Source organism: Candidatus Mycobacterium wuenschmannii, from assembly GCF_030252325.1.
In the GTDB taxonomy this organism is placed as follows: Bacteria; Actinomycetota; Actinomycetes; order Mycobacteriales; family Mycobacteriaceae; genus Mycobacterium; species Mycobacterium wuenschmannii.
In genome coordinates this window covers 4,179,002-4,202,139 of sequence record NZ_CP126981.1, presented here as the reverse complement: position 1 = coordinate 4,202,139, position 23,138 = coordinate 4,179,002, and the positions used below count along the sequence as shown (strand labels likewise).

Sequence of the window (23,138 nt, the reverse complement as noted above, 5' to 3'; positions counted from 1 at the left end):
TCTGTTATTGTTCCGGGGTGCCCCGCCCCCGCCTCCACGAACCTGACCGCGTGCTCGACGCCGTCGAGTCGTTGGTCGCCGCGTCGGGTCCCGGTGCGGTGACCATCCGCGCGGTCGGCTCGGCCGTCGGCGTCTCCAACGGTGCGCTCTACCACACGTTTCAGTCGCGGGCGGGCCTGATGGGACGCGCATGGCTGCGGGCCGCGCGGCGGTTCTTCGACGTGCAGAACGCTCTGGTGGATCGGGCCATGGCGGACGAGGGGCCGCAGGCCGCCGTGGTCGCGGCCGCCGATGCGCCCGTCGTGTTCGCCGAGCGCCGTCCGGAATCCTCGACGGTGCTGTGGGCGGTCTCCCGAGAGGAGTTGATGGACTCGGACCTGCCCGACGACCTGGCCGCGGAACTGCGCGATGCCCACCGGCTGCTGATCGGCCTGATGATCCGGCTGGCGGTCGCGCTGTGGGCCCGCAAAGACGCACCGGCCGTCGACACGATCACCACCTGCATCGTCGACCTACCCACCGCCATCGTGTTGCGCCGCAACCGGTTACACAATCCAACCGCCCGCGAACAACTGCGGGCGGCCGTCCACGCGGTCCTCGACGTGGGACCACCGCCGCTGAAGAAAGGGAGCTGATCATGGGACTCAGCCTGAGCCATGAAGACAAGATCGCCGTTCTGGACCTGGGAGACGACGAAAACCGTTTCTCCCCAGAGTTTCTCGACGCGATCGACGGACTCCTCGACGAGGTGGTCGGCTCTGGCGCACAGGGGTTGGTCACCACCGGCGGCGCCAAGTTCTACTCCAACGGCCTGGATCTGGACTGGCTGACCGCGCACGGCGACCAGACCACGTGGTACGTCGGCCGGGTACAGGGCATGCTGGCTCGGTTCCTCACCCTGCCCATCCCCACCGCGGCCGCCGTCGTCGGCCATGCGTTCGGTGCGGGAGCAATGCTGGCGGTCGCACACGACTTCCGCGTAATGCGCTCGGACCGCGGCTTTTTCTGCTTCCCCGAAGTCGACATCCGCATCCCCTTCACGCCGGGCATGGCCGCGCTGATCCAGGCCAAGCTCACCCCGCAGGCGGCGGTCGCGTCGATGACCACCGGCCGGCGCTTCGGCGGCGAGGACGCCCTCCGCTTCGGCATCGTCGACGCCGTCGCCGGCGAGGGCGCGGTGGCCCAGGCGGCCGTCGACCTGCTGCGCCCGCTCAACGGCAAAGACCAGGGCACCCTGGGCGCCATCAAGCAGACGATGTTCGGCCCCGCGGCACAGGCGCTGACCACCACGTCTTAGCACCCTGGACTTCCCGCGGTGCGGCGCATAACGTACGGCGCAAGGCGGCACTCTATTTTCGTAGATGCCGAACCGCTGGCTCGCAACGACGCGGGAGGGACGACCCATGGCAACCGTGCAGGCAGTGCTCGACGAGGTCCGCGAACAGCCCGGGAGCGGCGACGTCATCCCGGTGTTCAACCCGTCCGCCGAGGAGCAGATCTCCGAATTCACCGACTGCGGGGTCGACGCCGTCGACGCCGCGGTGGCGCGCGCGAAGGCCAGCGCCGAGTCCCGAATCTGGTCGGGCAAGCCCGATTACGAGCGCGCCAGGATCCTCTGGCGGGTCGCCGACCTGATAGACGAAAACGCCGATCTGCTCGCCGATCTCGAAATGCTCAATGGCGGAATGTATCCCGCACAGGCCAGGATGCAGGTGCAGATCGGTGCCGAATGGTTCCGCTACTACGCCGGCTGGTGCACGAAGATCGACGGCATCGCGCGCGACGTCAGTACCGGCGGACTGACCGGTGTCGACTCGCACATGCACGCCTACACCGTGCGCGAACCCTACGACGTGGTCGGCCTGATCTTCCCGTGGAACGGGCCGGTCTTCAACTTCTGCGCCAAGCTGGCGCCCGCGCTGGCGGCGGGGTGCAACTCGGTCGTGAAACCCGCTGAGGAGACCCCACTTTCGGCGCACGTCTTGATGCGTCTGCTGGCCGAGGCGGGCGTTCCCGATGGGGTGGCGAACCTGGTCAACGGTTACGGGCACACGGTTGGCGCGGCGATCACCGCGCATCCCGACGTCGAGAAGGTCGCGTTCACCGGGTCGACGGAGGTCGGCCGGGCGATCGTGCACGCCGCCGCCGACAGCAACCTCAACAAGGTCACGCTCGAACTCGGCGGTAAGTCGCCGGTGCTGATCTTCGACGACGCCAAGCTGAAGAAGGCGATCCCGATGTCGGCCTTCGGCACCTTCGTCCATTCGGGGCAGGCGTGTGTGTGCGGATCACGAATCCTGGTGCAGCGCGGGGTCTATGACCAGGTCGTCGAGGGCATGACGGTGGTGGCCAACGCCATGAAGATGGGCGCCCCCGACGAGGAAGGGGTGATGAGCGGCCCGCTGATCAGCCAGAAACAGCTCACCCGTGTGCTGGGTTACCTCGACCAAGGCCGCGCCGACGGCGCCGAGATCGTCACCGGCGGTCACCGCATCGACCGCAAGGGCTACTTCGTGCACCCGACCGTCGTCACCAACCTCGACCCGGACACCAGCCGGCTGTTCCAAGAGGAGATCTTCGGCCCAGTCGTCACGATCGTCGCATTTGACGACGAGGACGAGGCCGTCGCGCTGGCCAACAACAGCACCTACGGGCTCGCCGCCACCGTGTGGACCAAGGAACTGGGTCGCTCGCACAGACTTGCCAAGCGGCTCAAGGCCGGGACCGTCGGGCTCAATTGCGCCTTCCCGTACGACCATTCGATGCCGTTCGGCGGTTACAAGCAGTCGGGCTGGGGTCACGAGTCCGGCAAAGCCGGCATCGAGGGCTACCTGCAGACCAAAATCGTCTGGGCGCAGATGTAAGGCCGGCTCCGGCTACGTTGGTGGCATGTCTCCCAAGTTTGCAACCGCCGACACGGTCGGCCGTGCCGAGCTGCTCGAGTTCGTCCGCCCCCGGCACCACATGGTGCTGACCACCTTTCGCGCGGACGGATCGCCGCAGACCTCGCCGGTGACCGGCGGCGTCGACGACGAGGGCCGGCTGGTGATATCGAGTTATCCCCAACGCGCCAAGAGCGCCAACATCCGGCGCACCCCGAAGGCCAGCGTGGTCGTGCTCACCGACCAGTTCAACGACGCCTACGTGCAGGTCGACGGTGACGCCGAGTCGATCGAGGGACCCGACGCGGTGGAACCGCTGGTCGACTACTACCGCGCGATCGCCGGGGAGCACCCCGATTGGGACGAGTACCGCGAGGCGATGACCAAGCAGGGCAAGTGTCTGATCCGCGTGACGCCGCGCCGCTGGGGTCCGGTGGCGACGGGCGGCTTTCCCCCTCATTAGCCGACATCGGCTATAGATGGAGCCATGCCTTCGATCAAACGGCGGACAGTTCTGACGGGTGCTGCGGTGGCGACGAGCGCAACGGCGCTCGGCGTGGGTGGATACGAACTGCTGCGCAAGCCGGGCCGCAGCGAGTCCTCGGCTGCCGGTGGCAACAAGCCCAACATCCTGGTGATCGTCGTCGACCAGATGCGGGCGTCGCAGTGGTTCCCGGAGTCGGCGAAGCTCGCCGCTCTGCTCCCCAATATTGCCCGGCTGCAACGTAATAGCCTGTCGTTTGATTCGCACTACACGGCCTCGAACATGTGCACGCCGTCGCGCGGCGTGATGACCACAGGGCTCTACTCGCACCAGACCGGTTGCCTGTTCACCGGGGCCGGGCCCACCGAGTCGTCGCTGTCCCCGCAGTTCCCGACCTGGGGCACGATGCTGCGCGAGCAGGGCTACCGCACCTGGTGGTGGGGCAAGTGGCACCTCGGCCGCGCCGGCGACATGACCCCGGAAGGCCTTGCGGCTCATGGCTTTTTCGGCGGCACCTTCCCCTCGCCCAATGGCGCGCCGCATCAGGGCTTGGACGAGGATCACGACATCGTCGACCAGTTCAACGGATGGTTCGACGACAAGGTCGACGACGGCCCGTGGTGCACAACGGTTTCGCTGGTCAACCCGCACGACATCTGCTGGTGGCCGAAAAACCCACTCCCCGAGAACGTTCCGCATGTCTTTTCGTCGACGCCAGGAAACTTCGAGACACCGGACGACCTGCATCGTCGCAACAAGCCGCGGCTGCAGCTCGACTACCAGGATTTCATGTCGCCGCTGATGACCGGCGCGTTGTCCTACTCTGGTCCTGACCTGCAGTCCGGGTGGGCGCGCTGCCTGGATATGTATCTGTGGCTGCAGCAGCAGGTGGACGCCCAGATCGGCCGGGTGCTGGACAAGCTGGCGTCGCGGCCCGAGATCGACCGCAACACCGTGGTGGTCTTCACCTCCGACCACGGTGAATACGGCGGCTCACATGGCCTGCGCGGCAAGGGCGCAGCGGCCTACGACGAGGCGATCCGGGTGCCGCTGTCGATCCGGGATCCGCACGGTCATCTCACACCCAAGCCCGGCGACACCCGCTCACAATTGACCTCGAGTGTGGACCTGGCGCCACTGCTGCTGACCATCGGTTCCGGCGGAAACGGTTGGCGGTCCGATCCCCGATACGCCTACCTGGCGGGGCGCGCCGACCTCGCCGCGATCGCCGCCAACGCGTCGGCCCCCGGGCGGCCGTGGGTCGCCCACGTCACAGACGACATGTCGGTCGAGGAGATGGAGACGATGCTGAAGTCGCCGCTGATGCGAAAGGTGTTCGGCATCAAGGACATACCGACCAACATCCCGACATCGGCGCCGAACCACATCGTCGCCGTGCGGACCCGCGACGCCAAACTCGCGACGTACTCGTACTGGAAGCCAGGCGGCATGGACATCGACACCTCCCGGCCGATCGAGCGCGAACTCTACGACTATTCGACGCCCGAAGGCCGTCAGGAGGTCGACAACCAGGCCGGGCGCAGCGCCAAGGAAGCCGAGTTGCAGGGGCTGATCGACCACGCGGTGCTGGCCGAGGTGCGGGCGCCGCTGCCGTCGCGGCTGTCCAACGCCCAGGAGCAGGGCCTGGCCGACATGCGGCACCTGGTCTCCGTTCGCGGCGGCTGACCGGCGCGTCACTACGGTCACTTGCGTCGCCCGATGCGTACGCTTGATTCGCGATGTTTCCGCATGGAGTGACTGCCCCGGTGAACGGCCGCCGATTGCTGGCCGGCCTGACGCTCAGCGCTGCTCTGCTCAGCGGTTGCCACTCGAGCACACAAGGCAACCCGGTGCCGTCTCCGAATGCGGGGCCCACCGAACCGTCGTTCCCGAAGCCGAAGCCGTCCCCGTCGCGGCCCGGCCCGTCGAGCGCCACTCCGCCGGCCAGCGCGATTCCTCTGCCGCCTGACCAGAGCGGCCACGTCTTCATCGAGACCAAGTCCGGTCAGACGCGGTGCCAGATCGACAGCGACAGCGTCGGCTGCGAGGCACAGTTCACCAATTCACCGATGCAGGACGGTGAGCGCGCCAACGGCGTCAACATCACCGCCACCGGCGAGGTGCAGTGGGTACTCGGTAACCTCGGCGACATCCCTACGGTGACAATCGATTACAAGACTTACGACGCCGCGGGCTGGACCATCGCGGCCACCGAGAGCGGCACCCGGTTCACCAATGAGCACACCGGCCACGGCATGTTCGTCAGCATCGAGAAGGTCGACACCTTCTAAATGCTGTCCGGCGCCACTCATCGTCGGACAGTCTCAACCTCGAATCTGATGTGACCACCTATCGACGCCACGCGCGATTGCCATGCGGGCTTAGCCGCCGGCGCGGTTGGGTATCCGCGTCCGATGTCGTCCGAGCAGCAAGCGATCGTGGCAGGCGGGTGCTTTTGGAACCTGCAAGATCGGATCCGCGACCAGCACGGGGTGCTCTCGTCTCGCGTCGGCTATACCGGCGGGGCGATCGCCGATCTCGACAAATCTGGCCGGTTCTCCCATGAAGTCGTCACCGAGGTGAACCCGGCCGGCCCGTTCCGGGTCGCCGAGCAAGAGCATCAGGATTACCTGCAGAAGTAGCGCGGCTTGTCGACGTCACGGGAACCGACCGCGATGCGCCGGGCGATCGCGGGCACAGCCGTCGGTAACTTCATGGAGTCCTATGACTTCAGCCTCTACAGCCTGGTCGCGACGACCCTGGCGCACACGTTCTATCCCGGGGCAGGCTCCGGCAACCTGATCGCGACATTCGGCACGTTGGCCGTCGCGTTCGTCATCAGGCCGCTGGGCGGCATCATCTTCGGCCCGCTCGGCGACCGGATCGGACGAAAACCGGTGCTGTTGATGACCATTGGCCTGATGACATTCAGTGCGACGGCGACCGGTCTGCTGCCGGGCTATCGGTCCATCGGAGTGTGGGCGCCCATCCTTTTGGTGGCGGTGCGCCTCTGCCAGGGGTTGTCGACCGGTGGCGAGTACGCGGGCGCGATGACCTACATCGTCGAGACCGCGCCAGACCGAAGACGTGGAAAGCTAGCCGGCTTCCTGCCAATGGGAACGTTGAGTGGCAACGTCACCGCAGTCGCTGTACTCACCGGACTGCAACTCGCGCTACCCCCGGACGACATGGCCCGCTGGGGCTGGCGGCTACCGTTTTTTCTGGCCCTCCCGCTCGGGCTCACCGCCGTGATCTTGCGATTGCGCCTCGGCGAGACACTCGGGAAAGCCTCCGAGCAAATGCCCACTGAGCGAGGGCAATTCGCGCAACTCAGACAAACCATCATCGGCCACTGGCGGCCACTGCTGGTCTGCTTCGGGCTGGAGCAGACGATCTGCAGCACCAACTACATGCTCAGCGGGTACGTGCCGACCTATCTCAAGGCGATCGTGCGGCTCTCCGCCACTGAAGCGATGCTGATGGTTTTGCTGGCGTTGGGAGTTGCGGCAATTCTGGTGGTCTTCGTTGCGGGCCTGTCCGATCGGGTCGGCGTCAAGCCGCTGATAGCCGCGGGTTGCGCGCTGTTGTTGATCGGATCGATACCGGCATTTTTGTTGCTGGGCACCGGATCGGACTTCGCAACGAGGGCTGTCGGCGTGCTGATTATCGGGTCAGCGCTGTTGTGTCTCAACAGCATTGAACCGGCGACGCTACCGGCGCTGTTTCCGCCCGAGGTCCGCTACGGCGGCGTGTCCATCGGCTACAACCTCGCGGTGTCCGCCTACGGCGGCACCACCCCACTGGTCGCACAGTCGCTGATCTCCGCTACCGGCAACACAATGATGCCGGCGTTCGTTCTGATGTTCGCCGGGTTCATCGGCACCACCACGTTGTTCTTCACCCCCGAAGTCGCGGGGAGGCCGTTGCCGGTTTCGGAGGCGAAGCCTTAACCCGGTATCGCACGTGCACGACGCCGGGCGCTTCGAGGACGCGGTCGAGTTCGAGCGCGGGCGTGCCGGCCTCGAAGCCGTCCAGCAGCCGCTCGCCCGACCCCAGGATGATCGGACTCAATTGCAGATCGATCTCGTCGACGAGGCCCGCCGCGAGCGCCTGTCGCGCACACGAGGCGCCTCCCGCGATGGAGATCGGCGCTCCGCCGGCCGCCTCGACGGCCCTGTCATAGGCGGCTTCGACACCGTCGGTGACGAAGTGGAACGTCGTCCCGCCCCGCAGTTCGATCGGCTCGTGCGGGTGGTGGGTCAATACGAAGACCGGGCAGTGATACGGCGGCTCGTCACCCCACCAACCCTGCCAGTCAGAGTCGTTCCACGGCCCGCGGATCGGTCCGAACATGTTGCGGCCCATGATCGTTGCGCCCATGCCATCGAGCATGTCGGAGACCACCCGGCTGTTGACGGGATGATCGGCCGCGGGCCCACGGTGCCAATGGTGCAGGCTCTGACCGCCGACGCCGCCCGGGTGTTCCAGGCACTGGCCCGGGCCCGCGACGTAGCCGTCGGCCGATATCGACATCGAAAGGTTGGTTTTGCTCACGCGTGGACAGACTCCGGCGGCGGCCAAGACTCATCGCCGTGCGCCTAGTCTGGCTCTCGTGGACTTTCGGGTATTCGTTGAACCGCAGCAGGGCGCGACCTACTCCGACCAACTCGCGGTGGCGAAGGTCGCCGAGTCGCTGGGCTTCTCGGCCTTCTTCCGCTCCGACCACTACCTGGCGATGAGCGGTGACGGGCTGCCCGGCCCGACCGACTCCTGGGTGACGCTGGGCGGGATCGCCCGCGAGACGTCGACGATCCGGCTGGGCACCCTGGTCACGTCGGCGACGTTCCGCCATCCCGGACCCCTGGCCATCTCGGTGGCCCAGGTCGACGAAATGAGCGGTGGACGAGTCGAATTCGGCCTCGGCACCGGATGGTTCGAAAAGGAACACCTGGCCTACGCGATCCCGTTCTTACCGCTGCGCGAGCGCTTCGCCCGGCTCACCGAGCAACTCGAGCTGATCACCGGCCTGTGGACCGCGCCGGCCGGCGAGACATTCGACTACGCGGGCGCGCACTACGCAGTCAACGATTCGCCGGCCTTACCCAAGCCGGTGCAGCGTCCGCATCCGCCGATCGTCATCGGCGGATCGGGCGCCAAGCGGACGCCGCGGCTGGCCGCGACCTTCGCCGACGAGTACAACGTGCCGTTCGCGCCGATGGACACCATCACGACGCAGTTCGACCGGGTGCGCGAGGCGGTCGAGGCGGTCGGCCGGTCCGCCGACTCGATGACCTACTCCGCGGCCTTCGTGGTGTGCGCCGGGCGCGACGACGCCGAGGTCGCGCGCCGCGCCGACGCGATCGGGCGCGAGGTCGACGAGCTGCGGTCCAATTCGCCGCTGGCCGGCAGTCCCGCGCAGATCATCGATCAGCTCGGCCCGTACGCCGAGATCGGCCTCCAGCGGGTGTATCTGCAGCTGCTGGATATGTCAGACCTGGAGCACCTGCGGCTTTTCGCCGACGAAGTGGCGCGGCAGCTCTGACGTAGCATCGGGGCCGTGACTGGCCCCTCGGACGACCCGAGCGATCGGACGCCCGACCATGGCGCCGACGGCACGCAGCATCGGCCGGTCTTCGAGCCCACCCCCGACGCCGCCGAACCCGACTTCGCCCCCACCCCTGGTACCGCAATCGCCTGCTGCTGGCGCTGTGGGCGGTGCTGGTGGCGCTACTGCTGACGCTGATCGGCTATGGCATCGTCGAGCTGTCCCGCGGCGGCGGCGAGACCAGCGGCCCGGCCACCACTACGTCGTCGACCACGCCGACCCGCACGTCGACGACGTCATCGACCACCAGCCCGTCGACCACCACCGACACGACACCGCCGGACGAGTCGCCCGAACAGACTCCCGACGAGGCACCCCCGGCCAACGACTCCCCCGCTCCGGGTGCGCCACCGACCCATCATCACCATCACCCGCACATCCCGTCGACAATCACGCTGCCGCACACTGTGATCACGCTGCCGCACGGGTTCTGAGTCACAGCCCCTGCACAGCTGCCAGGTTGCGCGGCTAGGATCGGCGCACGTGACGGGCTACGGATCACCAGACGACCCCAGCGAAGCGCCGACCGGCTTCTACGACCTCAACGGCGGCGACCAGCCACCACCTCAGGGCAGCGGACCGTGGTACCGCAACCCGATCGTCCTGGTCGCGCTGGGACTGTTCGTCGCCATCCTGCTCGGGCTCGCGTTCTACCTGTTCGCCGACCAGACGGGCGGGACCGGCGGCACGACGCAGACGCCGACCTCGCCGACCACCTCCACGTCGCCGCCGGCCACCACGACCACCACCGACTCCGTCGCTCCGACGGAGTCGACGACCGTCGAGCCGACCACGACCGAGCCAACCACCGCGGCTCCCACCAGCACCGACGACGGTCACCACCATCACCACCATCACCACGACGGCGGGACGCCCTAGTAGTGAATGGGGGCCAGTCTCCGTACGGGGACTATGCGAGGGGCGGTGACGACACCGAACGGTTCACCGTCGACAACCCGTCGCCGTGGTACCTGAAGCGGTGGGTCCTGGCCCTGTGGGGGCTGGCGGTGGTGATTCTGATCGCAGTCATCGTGTACGGACTGACCGTGCTGGCCCGCAGCAACGGCGGCGGCTCGCCGGCGCCCACCCCGCACACCTCGACCACGACGTCGCAAACCACACCCACCACGACGACCACCACCCCGTCGACGACTGAGCCGACGACCACCACCGAAGAGACGATCGAGCCCGCACCGTCGCCCACCAGCACGTGGACCACGCAGCACCCGCGGCGTCATCACCGGCACGGCTATTTGCCCCCGATACCGCCGATCCCGCACTTCTGACTCGGCGACGCTTCGCCTGCATATCGCCCATGAGGGCAGCCAAGTTAGGGCAGCCTTCGTCGCGGTGACCCCGCCGGAGATGTCACTATGAGCATGCTTATACGGCTTGAGCAGGCGCAGTAGATAAGTTACCGACGGGTAATATGGCCCTTGTTACCGGTCAGTAACTACAGATCTTGGGGAGACGCTCCGTGCACACGCAGATGCTGATCAGACTCATTGTCGGACTGGGCGGGACGGCGATCATCGCTTTGCTCGCGGTTCGCCGCGTTCTGTGGCTGTTCAAACTCACCATGTCCGGGCAGCCGGTCACCGGCCGCACCGACGACGTCGGCGCGCGCGTCTGGGCGCAGATCTCCGAGGTCTTCGGCCAGCGCAAGCTGCTGAAATGGTCAATCCCCGGCGTCGCGCACTTCCTGACCATGTGGGGCTTCTTCATCCTGGCCACCGTGTACGTCGAGGCCTACGGCGCGCTGTTCAACGACCACTTCCACATCCCGCTCGTCGGGCAGTGGAACGTACTGGGCTTCCTGCAGGACTTCATCGCGCTCGGTGTGCTGTTCGGCATCACGACCTTCGCGATCATCCGCCTGCGCTCCGAACCCAAGGAGTACGGCCGCTCGTCCCGGTTCTACGGCTCGCACACCGGCGGCGCGTGGCTGATCCTGTTCATGATCTTCCTGGTCATCTTCAGCTTCTCGATCTTCCGCGGCGCCTCGGCGGTCACCGGCACTCTGCCCTACGGGTGGGGCGCGTTCTTCTCGCACGGCATGGGCGTGCTGATGCAACCGCTGGGGGTGACCGCCAACGAGTGGATCGAGACCATCGCGCTGCTCGCGCACATCGCCGTGGCGCTGGTGTTCCTGGTGATCGTGCTGCACTCCAAGCACCTACACATTTTCCTGGCGCCGATCAATGTCACCTTCAAGCGACTGCCCAACGGGCTGGGCCCGCTGCTGCCGCTCGAATCGGACGGCAAGCCGATCGACTTCGAGGATCCCGCCGAGGACGCGGTGTTCGGCCGCGGCAAGATCGAGGACTTCACCTGGAAGGGCAACCTCGACTTCGCCACCTGCACCGAGTGTGGGCGCTGCCAGTCGCAGTGTCCGGCGTGGAATACCGGAAAACCGTTGTCCCCCAAGCTCGTCATCATGGATCTGCGCGACCACTGGATGGCCAAAGCGCCCTACATCCTCGGCGAGAAAGAGACGCCGCTGGAAAGCACACCCGAAGGCGGGCTGACCGAAGACCTGACCGGCGAAAAGCACGCCGAAGAACACCACGTCCCCGAGTCGGGCTTCGGCCGCATCGTCGGCTCCGGCCCGGCCCAGGCCACCCGCCCGCTGGTCGGGACAGCCGAGCAGGGCGGCGTGATCGACCCCGACGTGCTGTGGTCCTGCGTGAACTGCGGCGCCTGCGTCGAGCAGTGCCCGGTGGACATCGAGCACATCGATCACATCGTCGACATGCGCCGTTACCAGGTCATGATGGAGTCCGAGTTCCCGTCGGAGCTCTCGGTGCTGTTCAAAAACCTTGAGACCAAAGGCAATCCGTGGGGTCAGAACGCGGGCGACCGAACCAACTGGATCAGTGAGGTCGACTTCGACGTCCCGGTGTACGGCGAGGACGTCGATAGCTTCGATGGCTTCGAGTACCTGTTCTGGGTCGGCTGCGCGGGCGCCTACGACGACAAGGCCAAGAAGACCACCAAAGCCGTTGCCGAACTGCTGGCCACCGCCGGCGTGAAGTATCTGGTGCTGGGCACGGGTGAGACGTGTAACGGCGACTCGGCCCGCCGCTCCGGCAACGAGTTCCTGTTCCAGCAGCTGGCCGCGCAGGCCAAGGAAAGCCTGGACGACTTGTTCGAGGGCGTGGAGACCGTCGACCGCAAGATCGTGGTCACCTGCCCACACTGCTTCAACACGCTGGGCCGCGAGTACAAGCAGCTCGGCGGCAACTATTCCGTGCTGCACCACACCCAGCTGCTGAACAGGCTGGTGCGCGACAAGCAGCTGGTCCCGGTGACCCCTGCCTCCCCCCAGGACGTCACCTACCACGACCCGTGCTTCCTGGGCCGGCACAACAAGGTCTACGAGGCGCCGCGCGAGCTGATCGGCGCGGCGGGCGCGAAACTGGCCGAGATGCCGCGGCACGCCGAGCGCAGCTTCTGCTGTGGCGCCGGCGGTGCCCGGATGTGGATGGAAGAGCACATCGGCAAGCGGATCAACCACGACCGTGTCGACGAGGCGCTGGCCACCGGCGCCACCACCGTCGCGACGGCCTGCCCGTTCTGCCGGGTGATGGTTACCGATGGTGTGAACGACCGTCAGGAGGCCGCCGGCCGCGAGGGGGTGGACGTCCGCGACGTCGCCCAGCTGCTGCTCGAGTCGCTCGACCGCGACGCAATCACGTTGCCGGAGAAGGGCACCGCCGCCAAGGAGGCCGCCGAGCGCGCCGAAAAGGCCGCCAAGGCCGAGCCCAAGGCGTCGACGCCGACCGCGACCGCTCCGGCCGAGGAAAAAGAAGCCGAGCCCGAAGCCGCCGAAGCCGCCGAGGCCGACGACGACAAGTCCGAGGCAAAGGCCGTCACCGGCCTGGGCATCGCCGGCGGCGCCAAGCGTCCCGGGGCCAAGAAGACGGCGGCCCCGAAAGCCGAAGCGGCAGAAGCGACTACCGAGGCAGCCGACACCGCCGCACCGGTCAAGGGTCTCGGTATCGCCGGTGGCGCCAAGCGTCCCGGTGCCAAGAAGACCGCGGCCGCAAAGCCGGAAGCCGAACCGGCAGACGCGTCGTCGAGCACCGAAACCACCGCCGAAGCCAAGACCGAGGCCGCACCGGTCAAGGGACTGGGCATCGCCGGTGGCGCCAAACGCCCCGGTGCCAAGAAGACGGCCGCCGCGAAGCCGGAGGCCGCGGCTCCGTCGGCGCCGGCCGCTGAGCCCGAGTCCGAAACGGCGAAGCCGGAGCCGGCCGCCGAGGCCAAGACCGAGGCCGCGCCGGTCAAGGGACTGGGCATCGCGGCCGGGGCGAAGCGTCCAGGGGCCAAGAAGGCCGCTCCGGCAGCGCCGGCGGCCAAGGAGCCGGCAGCCGCCGAACCGGAGACCAAGGAACCCGAGACCACACCCGAACCCGAGGCGAAGGGAGAGCCGAAATCGGCGCCTGCCGAGAGCAACGGCGACGACGCACCGGCCGCCCCGGTGAAGGGTCTGGGCATCGCCCGTGGCGCCCGTCCGCCAGGTAAGCGCTGATCAGGCCGCCGCGGAATTATTAATTAGATAGACAACCGTGGCACCATTGATGACGTGACCACTCATCAGCTGCCGTGGCAGGGCGCGGGACATCAGCCGCGGCAGCGTACGTTCGCGCAGTCATCGAAGCTGCAGGACGTGCTCTACGAGATCCGCGGGCCGGTGCACGATCATGCCGCGCGCCTCGAAGCCGAGGGCCACCGCATTCTCAAGCTGAACATCGGCAACCCCGCGCCGTTCGGCTTCGACGCCCCCGACGTGATCATGCGCGACATGATCCAGGCGCTGCCGTACGCGCAGGGCTACTCCGATTCCAAGGGCATCCTGCCGGCACGACGGGCGGTGGTCACGCGCTACGAGCTCGTCGAGGATTTCCCGCGATTCGACGTCGACGACGTCTATCTCGGCAACGGCGTCTCGGAACTGATCACGCTGACTTTGCAGGCCCTGCTCGACAACGGTGATCAGATCCTGATCCCCGCCCCCGACTACCCCTTGTGGACGGCGTCGACGTCGCTGGCAGGCGGCACACCCGTGCACTATCTGTGCGACGAGACCCAGGGCTGGCAACCGGACATCGCCGACATCGAGTCCAAGATCACCGAGCGCACCAAGGCGCTGGTGGTGATCAACCCCAACAACCCCACCGGCGCGGTATACAGCCGCGAAGTCCTCACGCAGATCGCCGATCTCGCACGCAAGCACCAACTGCTGCTGCTGGCCGACGAGATCTACGACAAGATCCTCTACGACGACGCGAAGCACGTCAGCCTGGCCTCGGTCGCGCCAGATCTGTTGTGCCTCACGTTCAATGGGCTGTCCAAGGCCTACCGGGTGGCCGGCTACCGGGCCGGCTGGCTCGCCATCACCGGCCCCAAAGAACATGCCAGCAGCTTCATCGAAGGCATCCACCTGCTGGCCAATATGCGGTTGTGCCCGAATGTCCCTGCGCAGCATGCCATTCAGGTCGCGCTCGGCGGCCATCAGAGCATCGACGACCTGGTGCTGCCCGGCGGGCGCCTGCTCGAACAGCGCGATGTCGCCTGGTCGAAGCTCAACGACATCCCCGGTGTCTCCTGCGTCAAGCCCGCCGGAGCGCTGTACGCCTTCCCGCGGCTTGATCCCGAGGTCTACGAGATCGCCGACGACGAGCAACTCGTGCTCGACCTGTTGCTGCAGGAGAAGATCCTCGTCACGCAGGGAACCGGATTCAATTGGCCCGCACCGGATCACCTACGGATCGTCACGCTGCCGTGGTCGCGCGACCTGTCCCGCGCCATCGAGCGATTGGGCAACTTCCTGTCCACCTACCGCCAGTAGCGAACCGGGTCAGGTCGGATCGTCCCGGTGGCCGTCGGGGCAGTAGACGTCGATGGCCGTATCGGCAAAGTCGGTGGCGGTGTCGGGTGACATGCCCGGCGATCCCTGCAGCATCTCAGAGATGATCTGGCCCTTGCTCTCCCCACCCAGGAATCGCTCGCACACATGATGCGCATCACCGACCGCGGCGGCGTCGGATCGGTCCAGTTGGAGGTTCTGCACCTCGAGCCGCCGGATGAACTGGCTCTCCTTGCCCGGGCTGTCGGCGGCCGCCGTCGGCGACATCGCGCCCGGAGACGACGCCGGATGGGCGCCGTCCTGCTTCAGCCGGCCGAACACGAAGACGGCCGTGAAGGCGCCGACCAACAGGAGCATCGCCGCCACGATGGCCAGCACGGGCAGCGGCTTGGGGTCGGGGTTCGGTGTCGTCATCTCGGTCATTCAGCGTATGCGCTGTTCACCTGCTAGCGTCACACCGTTCGCCGAGCGTCTTCAAGCAAATTTCTTGCGTGGTTCGCCCAAGCGACAGAAAGTTTGAACTTTCTATGAATTTGATCGCAACCGCGCGCCGCAGTGAAGGTTAGGCGCACTATGGGTTACATCTCTGCCAATGCTGCCGCCATATTGGCCTGCCACACAGACGTGGCTGCACGAGTTGCCCTGCGGTGCACACGACCTGATTTCGAGGGTGCGCAAGCCCCGTGCACTCCCGCACTCGACACAAATCCAGCACCATAGATCTGTATAGATCCGTTTTCATCGAAAGGAGAGTTGCGATGTTTTCTGTTGCACAGCAGGCGCTGCCGCCCGCAGCAACGGCCAACCGCAACCGATCGTGTATCTCGACGCCTCCCGGGTCGGACATCTGACCATGGATTTCGGCGCGTTACCCCCTGAAATCAATTCGGGGAGAATGTATTCCGGGCCCGGATCGGCACCACTTCGGACCGCCTCGGCCGCGTGGAACCTCCTTGCCGCCGAGCTCGATTCCGCGGCCATTCAGTACCAGAACACCATCAACGTCCTGTCCGACGACGACTGGCGCGGACCCACCTCGGCGACGATGGCAGCCGCCGTCGCGCCGTACATCGCCTGGATGACCGCCGCCGGAGCGCAGGCTGAGCAGGCCGCCGCCCAGGCTTCGGCTGCTGCGACCGCCTTCGAGACGGCATTCGCGTTGATGATCCCTCCGCCGGTGATCGCCGCCAATCGGGCCCAGCTGGCGATGCTGGTGGCGACCAACGTCATCGGCCAGAACACCGCGGCGATCGCGGCGACCGAGGCGCTGTACGGCGAGATGTGGGCCCAGGATGCCGGCGCTATGTACGGCTACGCGGGCAGCTCGGCGACCGCGACCAAGGTCAAGCCATTCACCCAGCCACCGGAGACGTCGAACCCGGCCGCTCAGGCGCTCCAGGGCTCGGCCGTCAGCCAGTCCCAGGCCGCGAGCACGGGGACCGGCGTGCAGTCGCAACTGCAGCAGGTGCTCTCCAACGTGCCGTCGTCGTTGCAACAGCTGACGTCGCCGATACCCGCGGCGGCGACACCGGCGGCGCCGAACGACTTCGGATTCCTCGGCCAGCTCCTCAACTTCCTGGACGGCGCCGACGGCAACTCCATCGGCACCTTCCTGAACTCCAGCTTGACGAACGGTTTCGTCTCGGCCGGATACACCAGCCCGGCGCTCATCGCGCCCGCGGTGTTCAGCGCCCTGGCCGACGTCAACTCGGTGGGCCCGGGCGAGACCGCCCCCGGCGGCGCCGGTGTCACGGCCGCGATCAAGCCACCGCCGGCCCCGATGCCAATGCCGACGAGCCTTCCAGGTGGCGGCGTCTCGGCGAACGCGTACGGCAGCACGCTGGTCGGCAAGTTGTCCGTCCCGCCGACCTGGACAGCGACGGCGCAGGTCGCCAACCACAGCGGTGTCACGTACGCCGGCGGCGGCTGGACCAACGCGGTCGGCCCGCAGGGCGGCGGGACAGGTGCGGTTCCGGCCGGCATGCCCGGTATGCCGGGCGCGTCCGCCAACCGGTCCGGCGCCTTCGGGCACGGCCCGCGCTACGGTAACCGGCTGACCGTCATGGGCCGTCCGCTGTCGGGCGGCTGAGCCTCAGCGGCGTTCCAGCAACTCCAGCAGGTACGCCCCATACCCCGACTTCAGCAGCGACTGCGCGCGCTGAACGAGTTGGTCGTCGTCGATGAAGCCCATCCGCCAGGCCACCTCTTCGGGCACACCGACTTTCAGGCCCTGCCGACGCTCCAGCGTCCGCACGTAGTCGCCGGCGTCGGCCAGCGAGTCGAACGTCCCGGTGTCCAGCCAGGCGGTGCCACGGGCGAGCACCTCGACGGCCAGCCGACCCTGGTTCAGGTAGGTCCGGTTGACGTCGGTGATCTCGTATTCGCCTCGCGCGGAAGGCTTCAGACCCCGGGCGATCTCGATCACGTCGTTGTCGTAGAAGTAGAGACCCGGTACCGCGTAGTTCGATTTCGGTGTGGCCGGCTTCTCTTCGATCGACAGCGCAATGCCGTCATCGCCGAAGTCGACGACACCGTAGGCCGACGGGTTGGCCACCCAGTACGCGAAAATTGCTCCACCGCTGAGGTTTTGGAAGCGCCGCAGGTTGGTGCCCAAGCCGGGGCCGTAGAAGATGTTGTCGCCCAACGCCAATGCCACCGGGTCGGAGCCGATGTGGTCGGCACCGATCACGAACGCCTGCGCCAGACCTTTCGGCTCGTCCTGCACGGCGTAGCTGATACTGATGCCGAATGCGCTGCCGTCGCCGAGCACTCGCGCGAATGCCGGTGCATCCGAAGCGGTCGTGATGACCTGGATGTCACGGATGCCCGCCAGGATCAGCGTGGACAGCGGGTAGTAGATCATCGGCTTGTCGTAGACCGGCAGCAGCTGTTTGCTGACGCCCATCGTGATCGGGTAGAGGCGGGTGCCCGCACCGCCGGCCAGGATGATCCCGCGCATCGTCTACTCCACCAGGTCGGCGTCAGTCAGTTCAGTCGCGGCCAGCGCTGCGGCGAGGCTGGCGTGGCGGAACGCCGAGGTGATGTGGTCGTGCACCACACGAAAGGCCGACGCGGCGCCGGAGCCGGATTCGCCTGGGCCGCTGATCTTTTGTTCCACCACCACCACGCCGTCGTGGACGAACAGCCGGCCGACCTCGATAGTGCGCGGGTTGGCGGTCACCCAGTCCCGCAACGCGGCATGGCCCTGGGCCGCGCCGTGCGCGTCGCCCACTTCGATGTCGTCGCTGGACAGGCTCAGCAACGTGTCGACGTCGGCTGCGTTCAGCGCATCGTGCCAAGCCAGTACGGTGGCGATCTCCGATGTGGTCATGCAGAGAAACGTACCGCGTCGAGCGGCGCGGCGGGTCGAACGGTCAGGCTACGCGCCGCCCCAGGGCGTGGACGCGCCAGCCGGCCTGCTGCCAGCGATGCAGGTCGAGGCAGTTGCGACCGTCGACCACGACGCGGGAGCGCACCCGGTCAGCGAGCGCGCCGGGGTCGAGGTCGACGAACTCCGGCCACTCCGTGAGCACCAGCACCGCATCGGCGCGATCACACGCTTCCTCCACCGACACTGCGTAATTCAGCGTCGGGAAGAGTCGCTGCGCGTTCTCCAGCGCCTTGGGGTCGTAGACGTTGACGGCCGCCCCGTTGAGCTGCAGCTGGCCGGCCACGTTGAGGGCCGGGGAGTCCCGCACGTCATCGGATTCGGGCTTGAACGCCGCGCCGAGCACCGCGATGTTGGCCCCCAACAGTGAACCGCCGCAGGCCTTGGTCGCGAGTTCGACCATGCGGGTGCGGCGGCGCATGTTGATGTTGTCGACTTCCCGCAGGAATGTCAGCGCCTGGTCGGCTCCCAGCTCGCCGGCGCGGGCCATGAACGCCCGGATGTCCTTCGGCAGGCAGCCACCGCCAAAGCCCAAGCCCGCGTTGAGGAATCGACGCCCGATGCGGGGATCGTGCCCGAGGGCGTCCGCCAGCAGCGTCACGTCGGCGCCCGCGGCCTCACACACCTCGGAGATCGCGTTGATGAAGGAGATCTTGGTCGCCAGGAAGGCGTTCGCGGACACCTTGACCAGTTCGGCAGTCTGCAGGTCCGTCACCAGGAACGGGACACCCGCCTCGAGCATCGGCGCGTACATCTCCCGGATCGCCGCCTCGGCCCGCGTCGAACCGTCCTGCACGCCAAGCACAATGCGGTCGGGCTTCAGGGTGTCCTGGATCGCGAACCCCTCGCGGAGGAATTCCGGATTCCACGCCACTTCCACGTCCACGCCGCGGCGCGCGGCCCCGCGGGCGCGCTGTACCAACTCGGCGGCGGTCCCGACGGGAACGGTGGATTTTCCGACGATCACCGCGGGGCCTGTCAAACGCGGTGCGAGCGTGTCGATTACCGCGTGGACATGACTCAGGTCGGCACCGTACTCACCACGCTTCTGCGGTGTGCCGACGCCGAGGAAGTGCACGTCGGCGAAGTCGGCGGCCAGATCGTAGTCGGTCGTGAAGCGAAGACGCCCGGCGGCGATGTTGTCGCGCAACATCTTTCGCAATCCGGGCTCGTAGAACGGGACGTCACCCGCGGCCAGCTTGGCGACCTTACCGGGATCGATGTCGACGCCGACTACCTCGTGCCCCAGCTCGGCCATCCCCGCGGCGTGGGTAGCACCCAGATAACCGGTACCAAATACGGTGCACCTCATACACCCGTGTGTAAGTCGCCGCAATGAGCTAACGGCATCGCTCTCCTGAGCGGGGGTCAAACGTCAGGTGACGGTTTCGTGCTGCGGGTTGAAAGCGCAGGCCAGAGGGCGCCGGTCAGTGGCCCCAGCCGCCGTGACCCCCGCCACCATGGCCGCCGCCACTGCCGCCGCTGCCGTGGCCACCGCCACCGCCTCCGCCGCCGGGCCAGCCGCCGCCACCACCACCGTTACCGGGGTAGCCACCACCGCCGCCACCGTTACCGGGATAGCCGCCGCCACCACCACCGTTACCGGGGTAGCCACCACCGCCGCCACCGTTGCCGGGATAGCCGCCGCCACCGTTGCCGGGATAGCCGCCACCGCCGTTGCCGGGATAGCCCCCACCACCGGGACCCCACGGTCCCTGTCGAGGCCCACCGAAGATCGGCGGGACGCCCGGAACCGGAATGGGAATCGGGACGACCGCGGGTGGCGGCGCCGGGGCCGGGGCCACCGGAGCGGGAACGGCAGGAGGCGCGGCCGGTGCGGGCGCCGGGGCGACCTGCACGGGCGCCGGTGCAGGTGCCGCGGGCGCGGGGGCCTCGGGTGCCGGGGCCGGAGCTTCGGGCGCGGGTGCCGGCGCTTCGGGTGCCGGGGCGGGCGCTTCCGGGGCCGGCGGGGTGCCGCCGGGGCGGCGCGGGCGCCGAGGCGGGCGCGGGTTTGGCGCCGTGGCCGGGGTCGGACCGGGTGTCGGCGGTGTGCCGCAGGTTGATGGCCAGGGCGACCAGCAGCGCGGCGGCACCCACGACGAACAGCGCGGCGACGGCACTGCCGACCAGGAACAACGGCCGACGGCCGCCTTCCGGTTGGGCCTCGGCGACGCCGGTATAGGTGGAGCCGGTGTAGAGGCCGGTCTCGAATTCGCTTTCGTCGGCGAACGCGGTGAAGTCGTCGTCGTCGTCGGCGACCGCGCTGTAGGCCAGAGCCTGCTCGCCGGTCTTGTTATCGGTTGCGACGTCGAAGTAGCCCGGCGCGACGGCGTACGGGTTGATGAAGCCGGTGCCGGGGTCCTGCGCGTAAGCCAGCGCTTCTGTCGACGAGGTGAACAACGGGGCGTTGGCCGACGCCAGCGCCGCCCCGCGCGCCAGCGCGGTCTCAGGTTCCTCGGGTGCGCTGACGATCAGCCCGGTCGCGGCCTCTAGCTGCGGCTTGAGTGTCGTGATGTCAACGCCGTTGGAGCCGACCAGGAAGAGACCGTCGGGCCGGGTGTCCAGGCCCTGGGCGCCGGATGCCAGCGCGGCCAGTTCGGAGAGGGAGTCGCGCCCCGGCGTCAGCGGCTGCCGGTGTACCTCCGCGATGGAGCCGTCGGCGGTGTTGACCACGGCCAGCGTGGCGGTGTCGGGCTCGACGAACAGCAGCCCGGTCTTGGCGTATCCGACGGAGCCGCCAACGACCTGCGCCAGCGCCGCAGCGGCCAGGAACGACGACACCAGCATCACGTTCTCGACCTTGCGAGCCGCCAGCGCGTCGCGCAGTGCCGCCGCCTCGATCGGATCGGTCCAGGTCACGCCGATGGACCGGACGTCGTAACCGCTGTCGACGGCACCCTCCCGGGTACCAAGAATGGCCGAGACAACCTGGTCAGCAGCGTTGATCGTCGGGGCATCCGCAGACGCGTTGACGTCGAAACCGTCTTCGTCGACCGTCACGCCATCGGCGTTCTCGCCCTCGACAAGAACCATGCGGACCGCAGTGGGTGCCATCGACACGCCAAGTACGGTGTCCACTTCTCCTCCAAAACTGCTCGCTTGCCAAACAGGTGTCCAGCGGCGTGAGCAGTGAGCTCGATGTCTGCTAGTACGACGATACCGACTGGTCAGACCACGCGGCTATGGGTTGTTTTCCCTATGCGGTCGCGCGTGTCAGTGGCCGTGGCCGCCGTGGCCGCCATGGCCCCAGCCGCCGCCGCCCTTGCCCCAGCCGCCGCCACCGCCGTGACCGAAGCCCGGGATACCGGGAATGCCCGGGAAGCCGCCCTTCCCTTTGCCGCCGCCAGGACCGCCCCAACCTGGGCCTTTCGGGCCGGGGCCGCGTCCTGGGCCGCCCCAGTCGGGACCGCGCCCACGCCCGGGACCACCCCAGTCGGGTCCGCGCCCTGGGCCGCCCGGACCACCCCAGCCGGGACCGCGGTCGGGGGGTCCTCCCCAGCCCGGCCCCGGCACCAGGCCGGGAATCGGGGCGATCGGAATCGGGATCGGCGCCGGCACGACCGCCGGCGGGGTGGGGCGAAGATCGGCGGCGGCGCCGGGGCGGGTGCAAACGCAGGCGGCGGCGCCGGGGCGGGGATCTGAGCGGGTGCCGGGACGGCCGCCGGGATCGGAGCGGCCTCCGGCACCGGCGCGGGCGCTGGAGGCGCGGCGGGAGCCGGGATGCGGGCCGGTGCAATCACGTTGTGGCTGAGGCTGGGTCGGGTGTTGGCCGACGGCCGGATGCTGAACGCGAGCGAGATCACCAGCCCCATCACGCCGGTGACGAAGACGAGTAGCACGCCCATCGCCACCAGGAACGGCCGGCGGCTCTCGTGTTCCTGCTGCAGCCGACCGAAGTCGGGGTACATCCCGGTGGTGAAGTCTTCGGGTTCGTACGCATCGGGACCCAGCTGGGTGTACACGGCCGCCGAGTCGTCGGCGACGGCGCTGTAGGCCAGCGCGTCCGCACCCGCATCCGGGTCGGGTACGGCGGCCTCGGCAACGGCCAGGTAGCCGGGCGCGTCCACGTGTTGGCTGACCGAGCCGGTGCCCGGGTCCAGCGCATACGCCAACGCCGCGGTCGACGAGGCGAACAGCGGCGCGTGGGCCGACGCGAGCGCGGCGCCGCGGGCCAGTGCCGTCTCGGGATGGTCGGGCACGCTCAAGGGGAGCGAGGCCGCGTCTTCGAGGGCCGGCTTGATCAATGGAATGTCGACTCCCGCGCCCACCACCAGCAGGCCTTCGGGGTTCTGGTCGTGTTCTCCGGCGGCGGAGACCAGATTGACCAGCGCAGCCACCGCCTGGTCGTCGTCGTCGGGCAGCTGCTCGCGCTGCACATCGATGATCGAGCCGTCGGTGGTGTTCACCACGGCCAAAGTGGCGGTGTCGGGCTCGACGTAGAGCAGGGCGTTGCGGGCGTAACCGGTGGCGCTGCCCATCGACTGCGCCAGCGCCGCGGCGGCCAGAAACGACGACACCAGCATCACGTTCTCGACCTTGCGGGCGGCCAGCACGTCGCGCAGCTCGGCGGCGGCATGCTGGTCGGTCCAGGTCACACCCGTCGACAGCAGGTCGTAGCCGGCTTCGTTGGCCCCCTCGCGGGTGCCAAGAATCGCCGCGACCACCTGGTCCGGCCCGCTGAACGTTGCTGGATCTTCGTTGCCGCTGACGGCGAAATTGTCTTCATCGACGGTCGCGCCGTCGGCATTTTGTCCCTCGACCAGCACGATGCGGACCGCAGTGGGCGCCATCGACACACCGAGTACGGTGTCCACCAATCCTCCCGCCACTTCGCTAGTCGTCCGCGGGCCGTCTGAAAAAGCGCGCCGTTCACGGCCGCGAACACAGACGTTATTGCCACTCCGGAA

Annotated in this window: 24 protein-coding genes; 16 read left to right on the top strand and 8 right to left on the bottom strand. The window is 67.8% G+C overall.

The window, feature by feature from the left end; all coding sequences use genetic code 11:
• Positions 1 to 17 precede the first annotated feature (17 nt).
• From PT015_RS20185 to PT015_RS20150, 8 genes are all read left to right on the top strand, one after another.
• Positions 18 to 635: a TetR/AcrR family transcriptional regulator gene (locus PT015_RS20185; protein ID WP_285186777.1), complete on the top strand. Its 618-nt coding sequence runs from the start codon at positions 18 to 20 to the stop codon at positions 633 to 635.
• A 2-nt stretch (positions 636 to 637) separates the two neighbouring features.
• Positions 638 to 1,297 carry an enoyl-CoA hydratase-related protein gene (locus tag PT015_RS20180; protein ID WP_285186776.1) on the top strand — a complete coding sequence of 220 codons (660 nt, stop codon included), beginning with the start codon at positions 638 to 640 and terminating at the stop codon, positions 1,295 to 1,297.
• 106 nt (positions 1,298 to 1,403) lie between these two features.
• Positions 1,404 to 2,864, top strand: a complete 1,461-nt coding sequence (locus PT015_RS20175; protein ID WP_285186775.1) for an aldehyde dehydrogenase family protein — start codon at positions 1,404 to 1,406, stop codon at positions 2,862 to 2,864.
• 25 nt (positions 2,865 to 2,889) lie between these two features.
• Positions 2,890 to 3,345 carry a PPOX class F420-dependent oxidoreductase gene (locus PT015_RS20170; RefSeq protein WP_285186773.1) on the top strand — a complete coding sequence of 152 codons (456 nt, stop codon included), beginning with the start codon at positions 2,890 to 2,892 and terminating at the stop codon, positions 3,343 to 3,345.
• A gap of 24 nt (positions 3,346 to 3,369) precedes the next feature.
• The gene (locus PT015_RS20165) at positions 3,370 to 5,052 is read left to right on the top strand and encodes a sulfatase-like hydrolase/transferase (RefSeq protein ID WP_285186772.1); all 1,683 of its coding nucleotides are present in this window, start codon (positions 3,370 to 3,372) and stop codon (positions 5,050 to 5,052) included.
• A 53-nt stretch (positions 5,053 to 5,105) separates the two neighbouring features.
• Positions 5,106 to 5,657 carry a hypothetical protein gene (locus PT015_RS20160; RefSeq protein ID WP_285186770.1) on the top strand — a complete coding sequence of 184 codons (552 nt, stop codon included), beginning with the start codon at positions 5,106 to 5,108 and terminating at the stop codon, positions 5,655 to 5,657.
• Positions 5,658 to 5,780: 123 nt separating this feature from the next.
• Positions 5,781 to 6,008: a peptide-methionine (S)-S-oxide reductase gene (locus PT015_RS20155; RefSeq protein WP_285186769.1), complete on the top strand. Its 228-nt coding sequence runs from the start codon at positions 5,781 to 5,783 to the stop codon at positions 6,006 to 6,008.
• 33 nt (positions 6,009 to 6,041) lie between these two features.
• Positions 6,042 to 7,316, top strand: a complete 1,275-nt coding sequence (locus PT015_RS20150; protein WP_313825901.1) for an MFS transporter — start codon at positions 6,042 to 6,044, stop codon at positions 7,314 to 7,316.
• Here PT015_RS20150 and PT015_RS20145 read toward each other — a convergent pair.
• Positions 7,264 to 7,920 (bottom strand): dihydrofolate reductase family protein, encoded by a 657-nt coding sequence (locus tag PT015_RS20145; RefSeq protein WP_285186765.1) that lies wholly within the window; start codon positions 7,918 to 7,920, stop codon positions 7,264 to 7,266. The two genes, PT015_RS20150 and PT015_RS20145, sit on opposite strands and share 53 nt — an antisense overlap.
• A 58-nt stretch (positions 7,921 to 7,978) precedes the next feature.
• On the opposite strand from PT015_RS20145, the gene PT015_RS20140 reads away from it, so the two are divergent.
• The 7 genes from PT015_RS20140 to PT015_RS20110 all read left to right on the top strand — a co-directional run bounded on the left by PT015_RS20140 (position 7,979) and on the right by PT015_RS20110 (position 14,825).
• Positions 7,979 to 8,908, top strand: a complete 930-nt coding sequence (locus PT015_RS20140) for an LLM class F420-dependent oxidoreductase (protein ID WP_285186763.1) — start codon at positions 7,979 to 7,981, stop codon at positions 8,906 to 8,908.
• A 15-nt stretch (positions 8,909 to 8,923) separates the two neighbouring features.
• Positions 8,924 to 9,103: a hypothetical protein gene (locus tag PT015_RS20135; RefSeq protein WP_285186761.1), complete on the top strand. Its 180-nt coding sequence runs from the start codon at positions 8,924 to 8,926 to the stop codon at positions 9,101 to 9,103.
• Positions 9,088 to 9,405, top strand: coding sequence for a hypothetical protein (locus PT015_RS20130; protein WP_285186760.1), 318 nt, complete (start codon positions 9,088 to 9,090; stop codon positions 9,403 to 9,405). Before PT015_RS20135 ends, PT015_RS20130 begins: the two co-directional genes overlap by 16 nt.
• A gap of 49 nt (positions 9,406 to 9,454) precedes the next feature.
• Positions 9,455 to 9,850 carry a hypothetical protein gene (locus PT015_RS20125; protein ID WP_285186759.1) on the top strand — a complete coding sequence of 132 codons (396 nt, stop codon included), beginning with the start codon at positions 9,455 to 9,457 and terminating at the stop codon, positions 9,848 to 9,850.
• A gap of 2 nt (positions 9,851 to 9,852) precedes the next feature.
• Positions 9,853 to 10,257, top strand: coding sequence for a hypothetical protein (locus tag PT015_RS20120; protein ID WP_285186757.1), 405 nt, complete (start codon positions 9,853 to 9,855; stop codon positions 10,255 to 10,257).
• A 203-nt stretch (positions 10,258 to 10,460) separates the two neighbouring features.
• Entirely contained in the window at positions 10,461 to 13,505 is a 3,045-nt protein-coding gene (locus tag PT015_RS20115) for a heterodisulfide reductase-related iron-sulfur binding cluster (protein ID WP_449248152.1), read from the top strand.
• Positions 13,506 to 13,532: 27 nt separating this feature from the next.
• The gene (locus tag PT015_RS20110; RefSeq protein WP_285191197.1) at positions 13,533 to 14,825 is read left to right on the top strand and encodes a pyridoxal phosphate-dependent aminotransferase; all 1,293 of its coding nucleotides are present in this window, start codon (positions 13,533 to 13,535) and stop codon (positions 14,823 to 14,825) included.
• Positions 14,826 to 14,834: 9 nt separating this feature from the next.
• Here PT015_RS20110 and PT015_RS20105 read toward each other — a convergent pair whose 3' ends face one another.
• Entirely contained in the window at positions 14,835 to 15,257 is a 423-nt protein-coding gene (locus tag PT015_RS20105) for a DUF732 domain-containing protein (protein WP_285186755.1), read from the bottom strand.
• Between the two features lie 439 nt (positions 15,258 to 15,696).
• Here PT015_RS20105 and PT015_RS20100 point away from each other — a divergent pair, with 439 nt between their 5' ends.
• A complete protein-coding gene (locus PT015_RS20100; RefSeq protein ID WP_285191196.1) occupies positions 15,697 to 16,932 on the top strand; it encodes a PPE family protein in 1,236 nt (411 codons plus the stop codon).
• 3 nt (positions 16,933 to 16,935) lie between these two features.
• On the opposite strand, the gene rfbA is transcribed toward PT015_RS20100, so the two are convergent.
• The 6 genes from rfbA to PT015_RS20075 all read right to left on the bottom strand — a co-directional run bounded on the left by rfbA (position 16,936) and on the right by PT015_RS20075 (position 23,045).
• The gene (gene rfbA / locus PT015_RS20095; protein ID WP_285186754.1) at positions 16,936 to 17,802 is read right to left on the bottom strand and encodes a glucose-1-phosphate thymidylyltransferase RfbA; all 867 of its coding nucleotides are present in this window, start codon (positions 17,800 to 17,802) and stop codon (positions 16,936 to 16,938) included.
• A gap of 3 nt (positions 17,803 to 17,805) precedes the next feature.
• The gene (locus PT015_RS20090; RefSeq protein WP_285186753.1) at positions 17,806 to 18,174 is read right to left on the bottom strand and encodes a nuclear transport factor 2 family protein; all 369 of its coding nucleotides are present in this window, start codon (positions 18,172 to 18,174) and stop codon (positions 17,806 to 17,808) included.
• 43 nt (positions 18,175 to 18,217) lie between these two features.
• Positions 18,218 to 19,543, bottom strand: coding sequence for a UDP-glucose dehydrogenase family protein (locus PT015_RS20085; RefSeq protein WP_285186751.1), 1,326 nt, complete (start codon positions 19,541 to 19,543; stop codon positions 18,218 to 18,220).
• Between the two features lie 63 nt (positions 19,544 to 19,606).
• Positions 19,607 to 19,858, bottom strand: coding sequence for a hypothetical protein (locus PT015_RS24750; protein ID WP_390887871.1), 252 nt, complete (start codon positions 19,856 to 19,858; stop codon positions 19,607 to 19,609).
• Complete coding sequence (locus tag PT015_RS20080) at positions 19,831 to 21,309, bottom strand: DUF7159 family protein (RefSeq protein ID WP_390887870.1); 1,479 nt, start codon at positions 21,307 to 21,309, stop codon at positions 19,831 to 19,833. The genes PT015_RS24750 and PT015_RS20080 overlap by 28 nt, the downstream gene beginning before the upstream one ends.
• Before the next feature lie 89 nt (positions 21,310 to 21,398).
• Positions 21,399 to 23,045 (bottom strand): DUF7159 family protein, encoded by a 1,647-nt coding sequence (locus PT015_RS20075; protein ID WP_449247397.1) that lies wholly within the window; start codon positions 23,043 to 23,045, stop codon positions 21,399 to 21,401.
• Between the last annotated feature and the right edge of the window lie 93 nt (positions 23,046 to 23,138).

What these genes read in the sequence shown, in the direction of transcription:
- PT015_RS20180 (WP_285186776.1), top strand. Translation starts at nt 638, where the DNA reads ATGGGACTCAGCCTGAGCCATGAAGACAAGATCGCCGTTCTGGACCTG.
- PT015_RS20175 (WP_285186775.1), top strand. Translation starts at nt 1,404, where the DNA reads ATGGCAACCGTGCAGGCAGTGCTCGACGAGGTCCGCGAACAGCCCGGG.
- PT015_RS20170 (WP_285186773.1), top strand. Translation starts at nt 2,890, where the DNA reads ATGTCTCCCAAGTTTGCAACCGCCGACACGGTCGGCCGTGCCGAGCTG.
- PT015_RS20165 (WP_285186772.1), top strand. Translation starts at nt 3,370, where the DNA reads ATGCCTTCGATCAAACGGCGGACAGTTCTGACGGGTGCTGCGGTGGCG.
- PT015_RS20160 (WP_285186770.1), top strand. Translation starts at nt 5,106, where the DNA reads ATGTTTCCGCATGGAGTGACTGCCCCGGTGAACGGCCGCCGATTGCTG.
- PT015_RS20155 (WP_285186769.1), top strand. Translation starts at nt 5,781, where the DNA reads ATGTCGTCCGAGCAGCAAGCGATCGTGGCAGGCGGGTGCTTTTGGAAC.
- PT015_RS20150 (WP_313825901.1), top strand. Translation starts at nt 6,042, where the DNA reads ATGCGCCGGGCGATCGCGGGCACAGCCGTCGGTAACTTCATGGAGTCC.
- PT015_RS20115 (WP_449248152.1), top strand. Translation starts at nt 10,461, where the DNA reads ATGCTGATCAGACTCATTGTCGGACTGGGCGGGACGGCGATCATCGCT.
- PT015_RS20105 (WP_285186755.1), bottom strand. Translation starts at nt 15,257, where the DNA reads ATGACGACACCGAACCCCGACCCCAAGCCGCTGCCCGTGCTGGCCATC.
- PT015_RS20100 (WP_285191196.1), top strand. Translation starts at nt 15,697, where the DNA reads ATGGATTTCGGCGCGTTACCCCCTGAAATCAATTCGGGGAGAATGTAT.
- rfbA (WP_285186754.1), bottom strand. Translation starts at nt 17,802, where the DNA reads ATGCGCGGGATCATCCTGGCCGGCGGTGCGGGCACCCGCCTCTACCCG.
- PT015_RS20090 (WP_285186753.1), bottom strand. Translation starts at nt 18,174, where the DNA reads ATGACCACATCGGAGATCGCCACCGTACTGGCTTGGCACGATGCGCTG.
- PT015_RS20085 (WP_285186751.1), bottom strand. Translation starts at nt 19,543, where the DNA reads ATGAGGTGCACCGTATTTGGTACCGGTTATCTGGGTGCTACCCACGCC.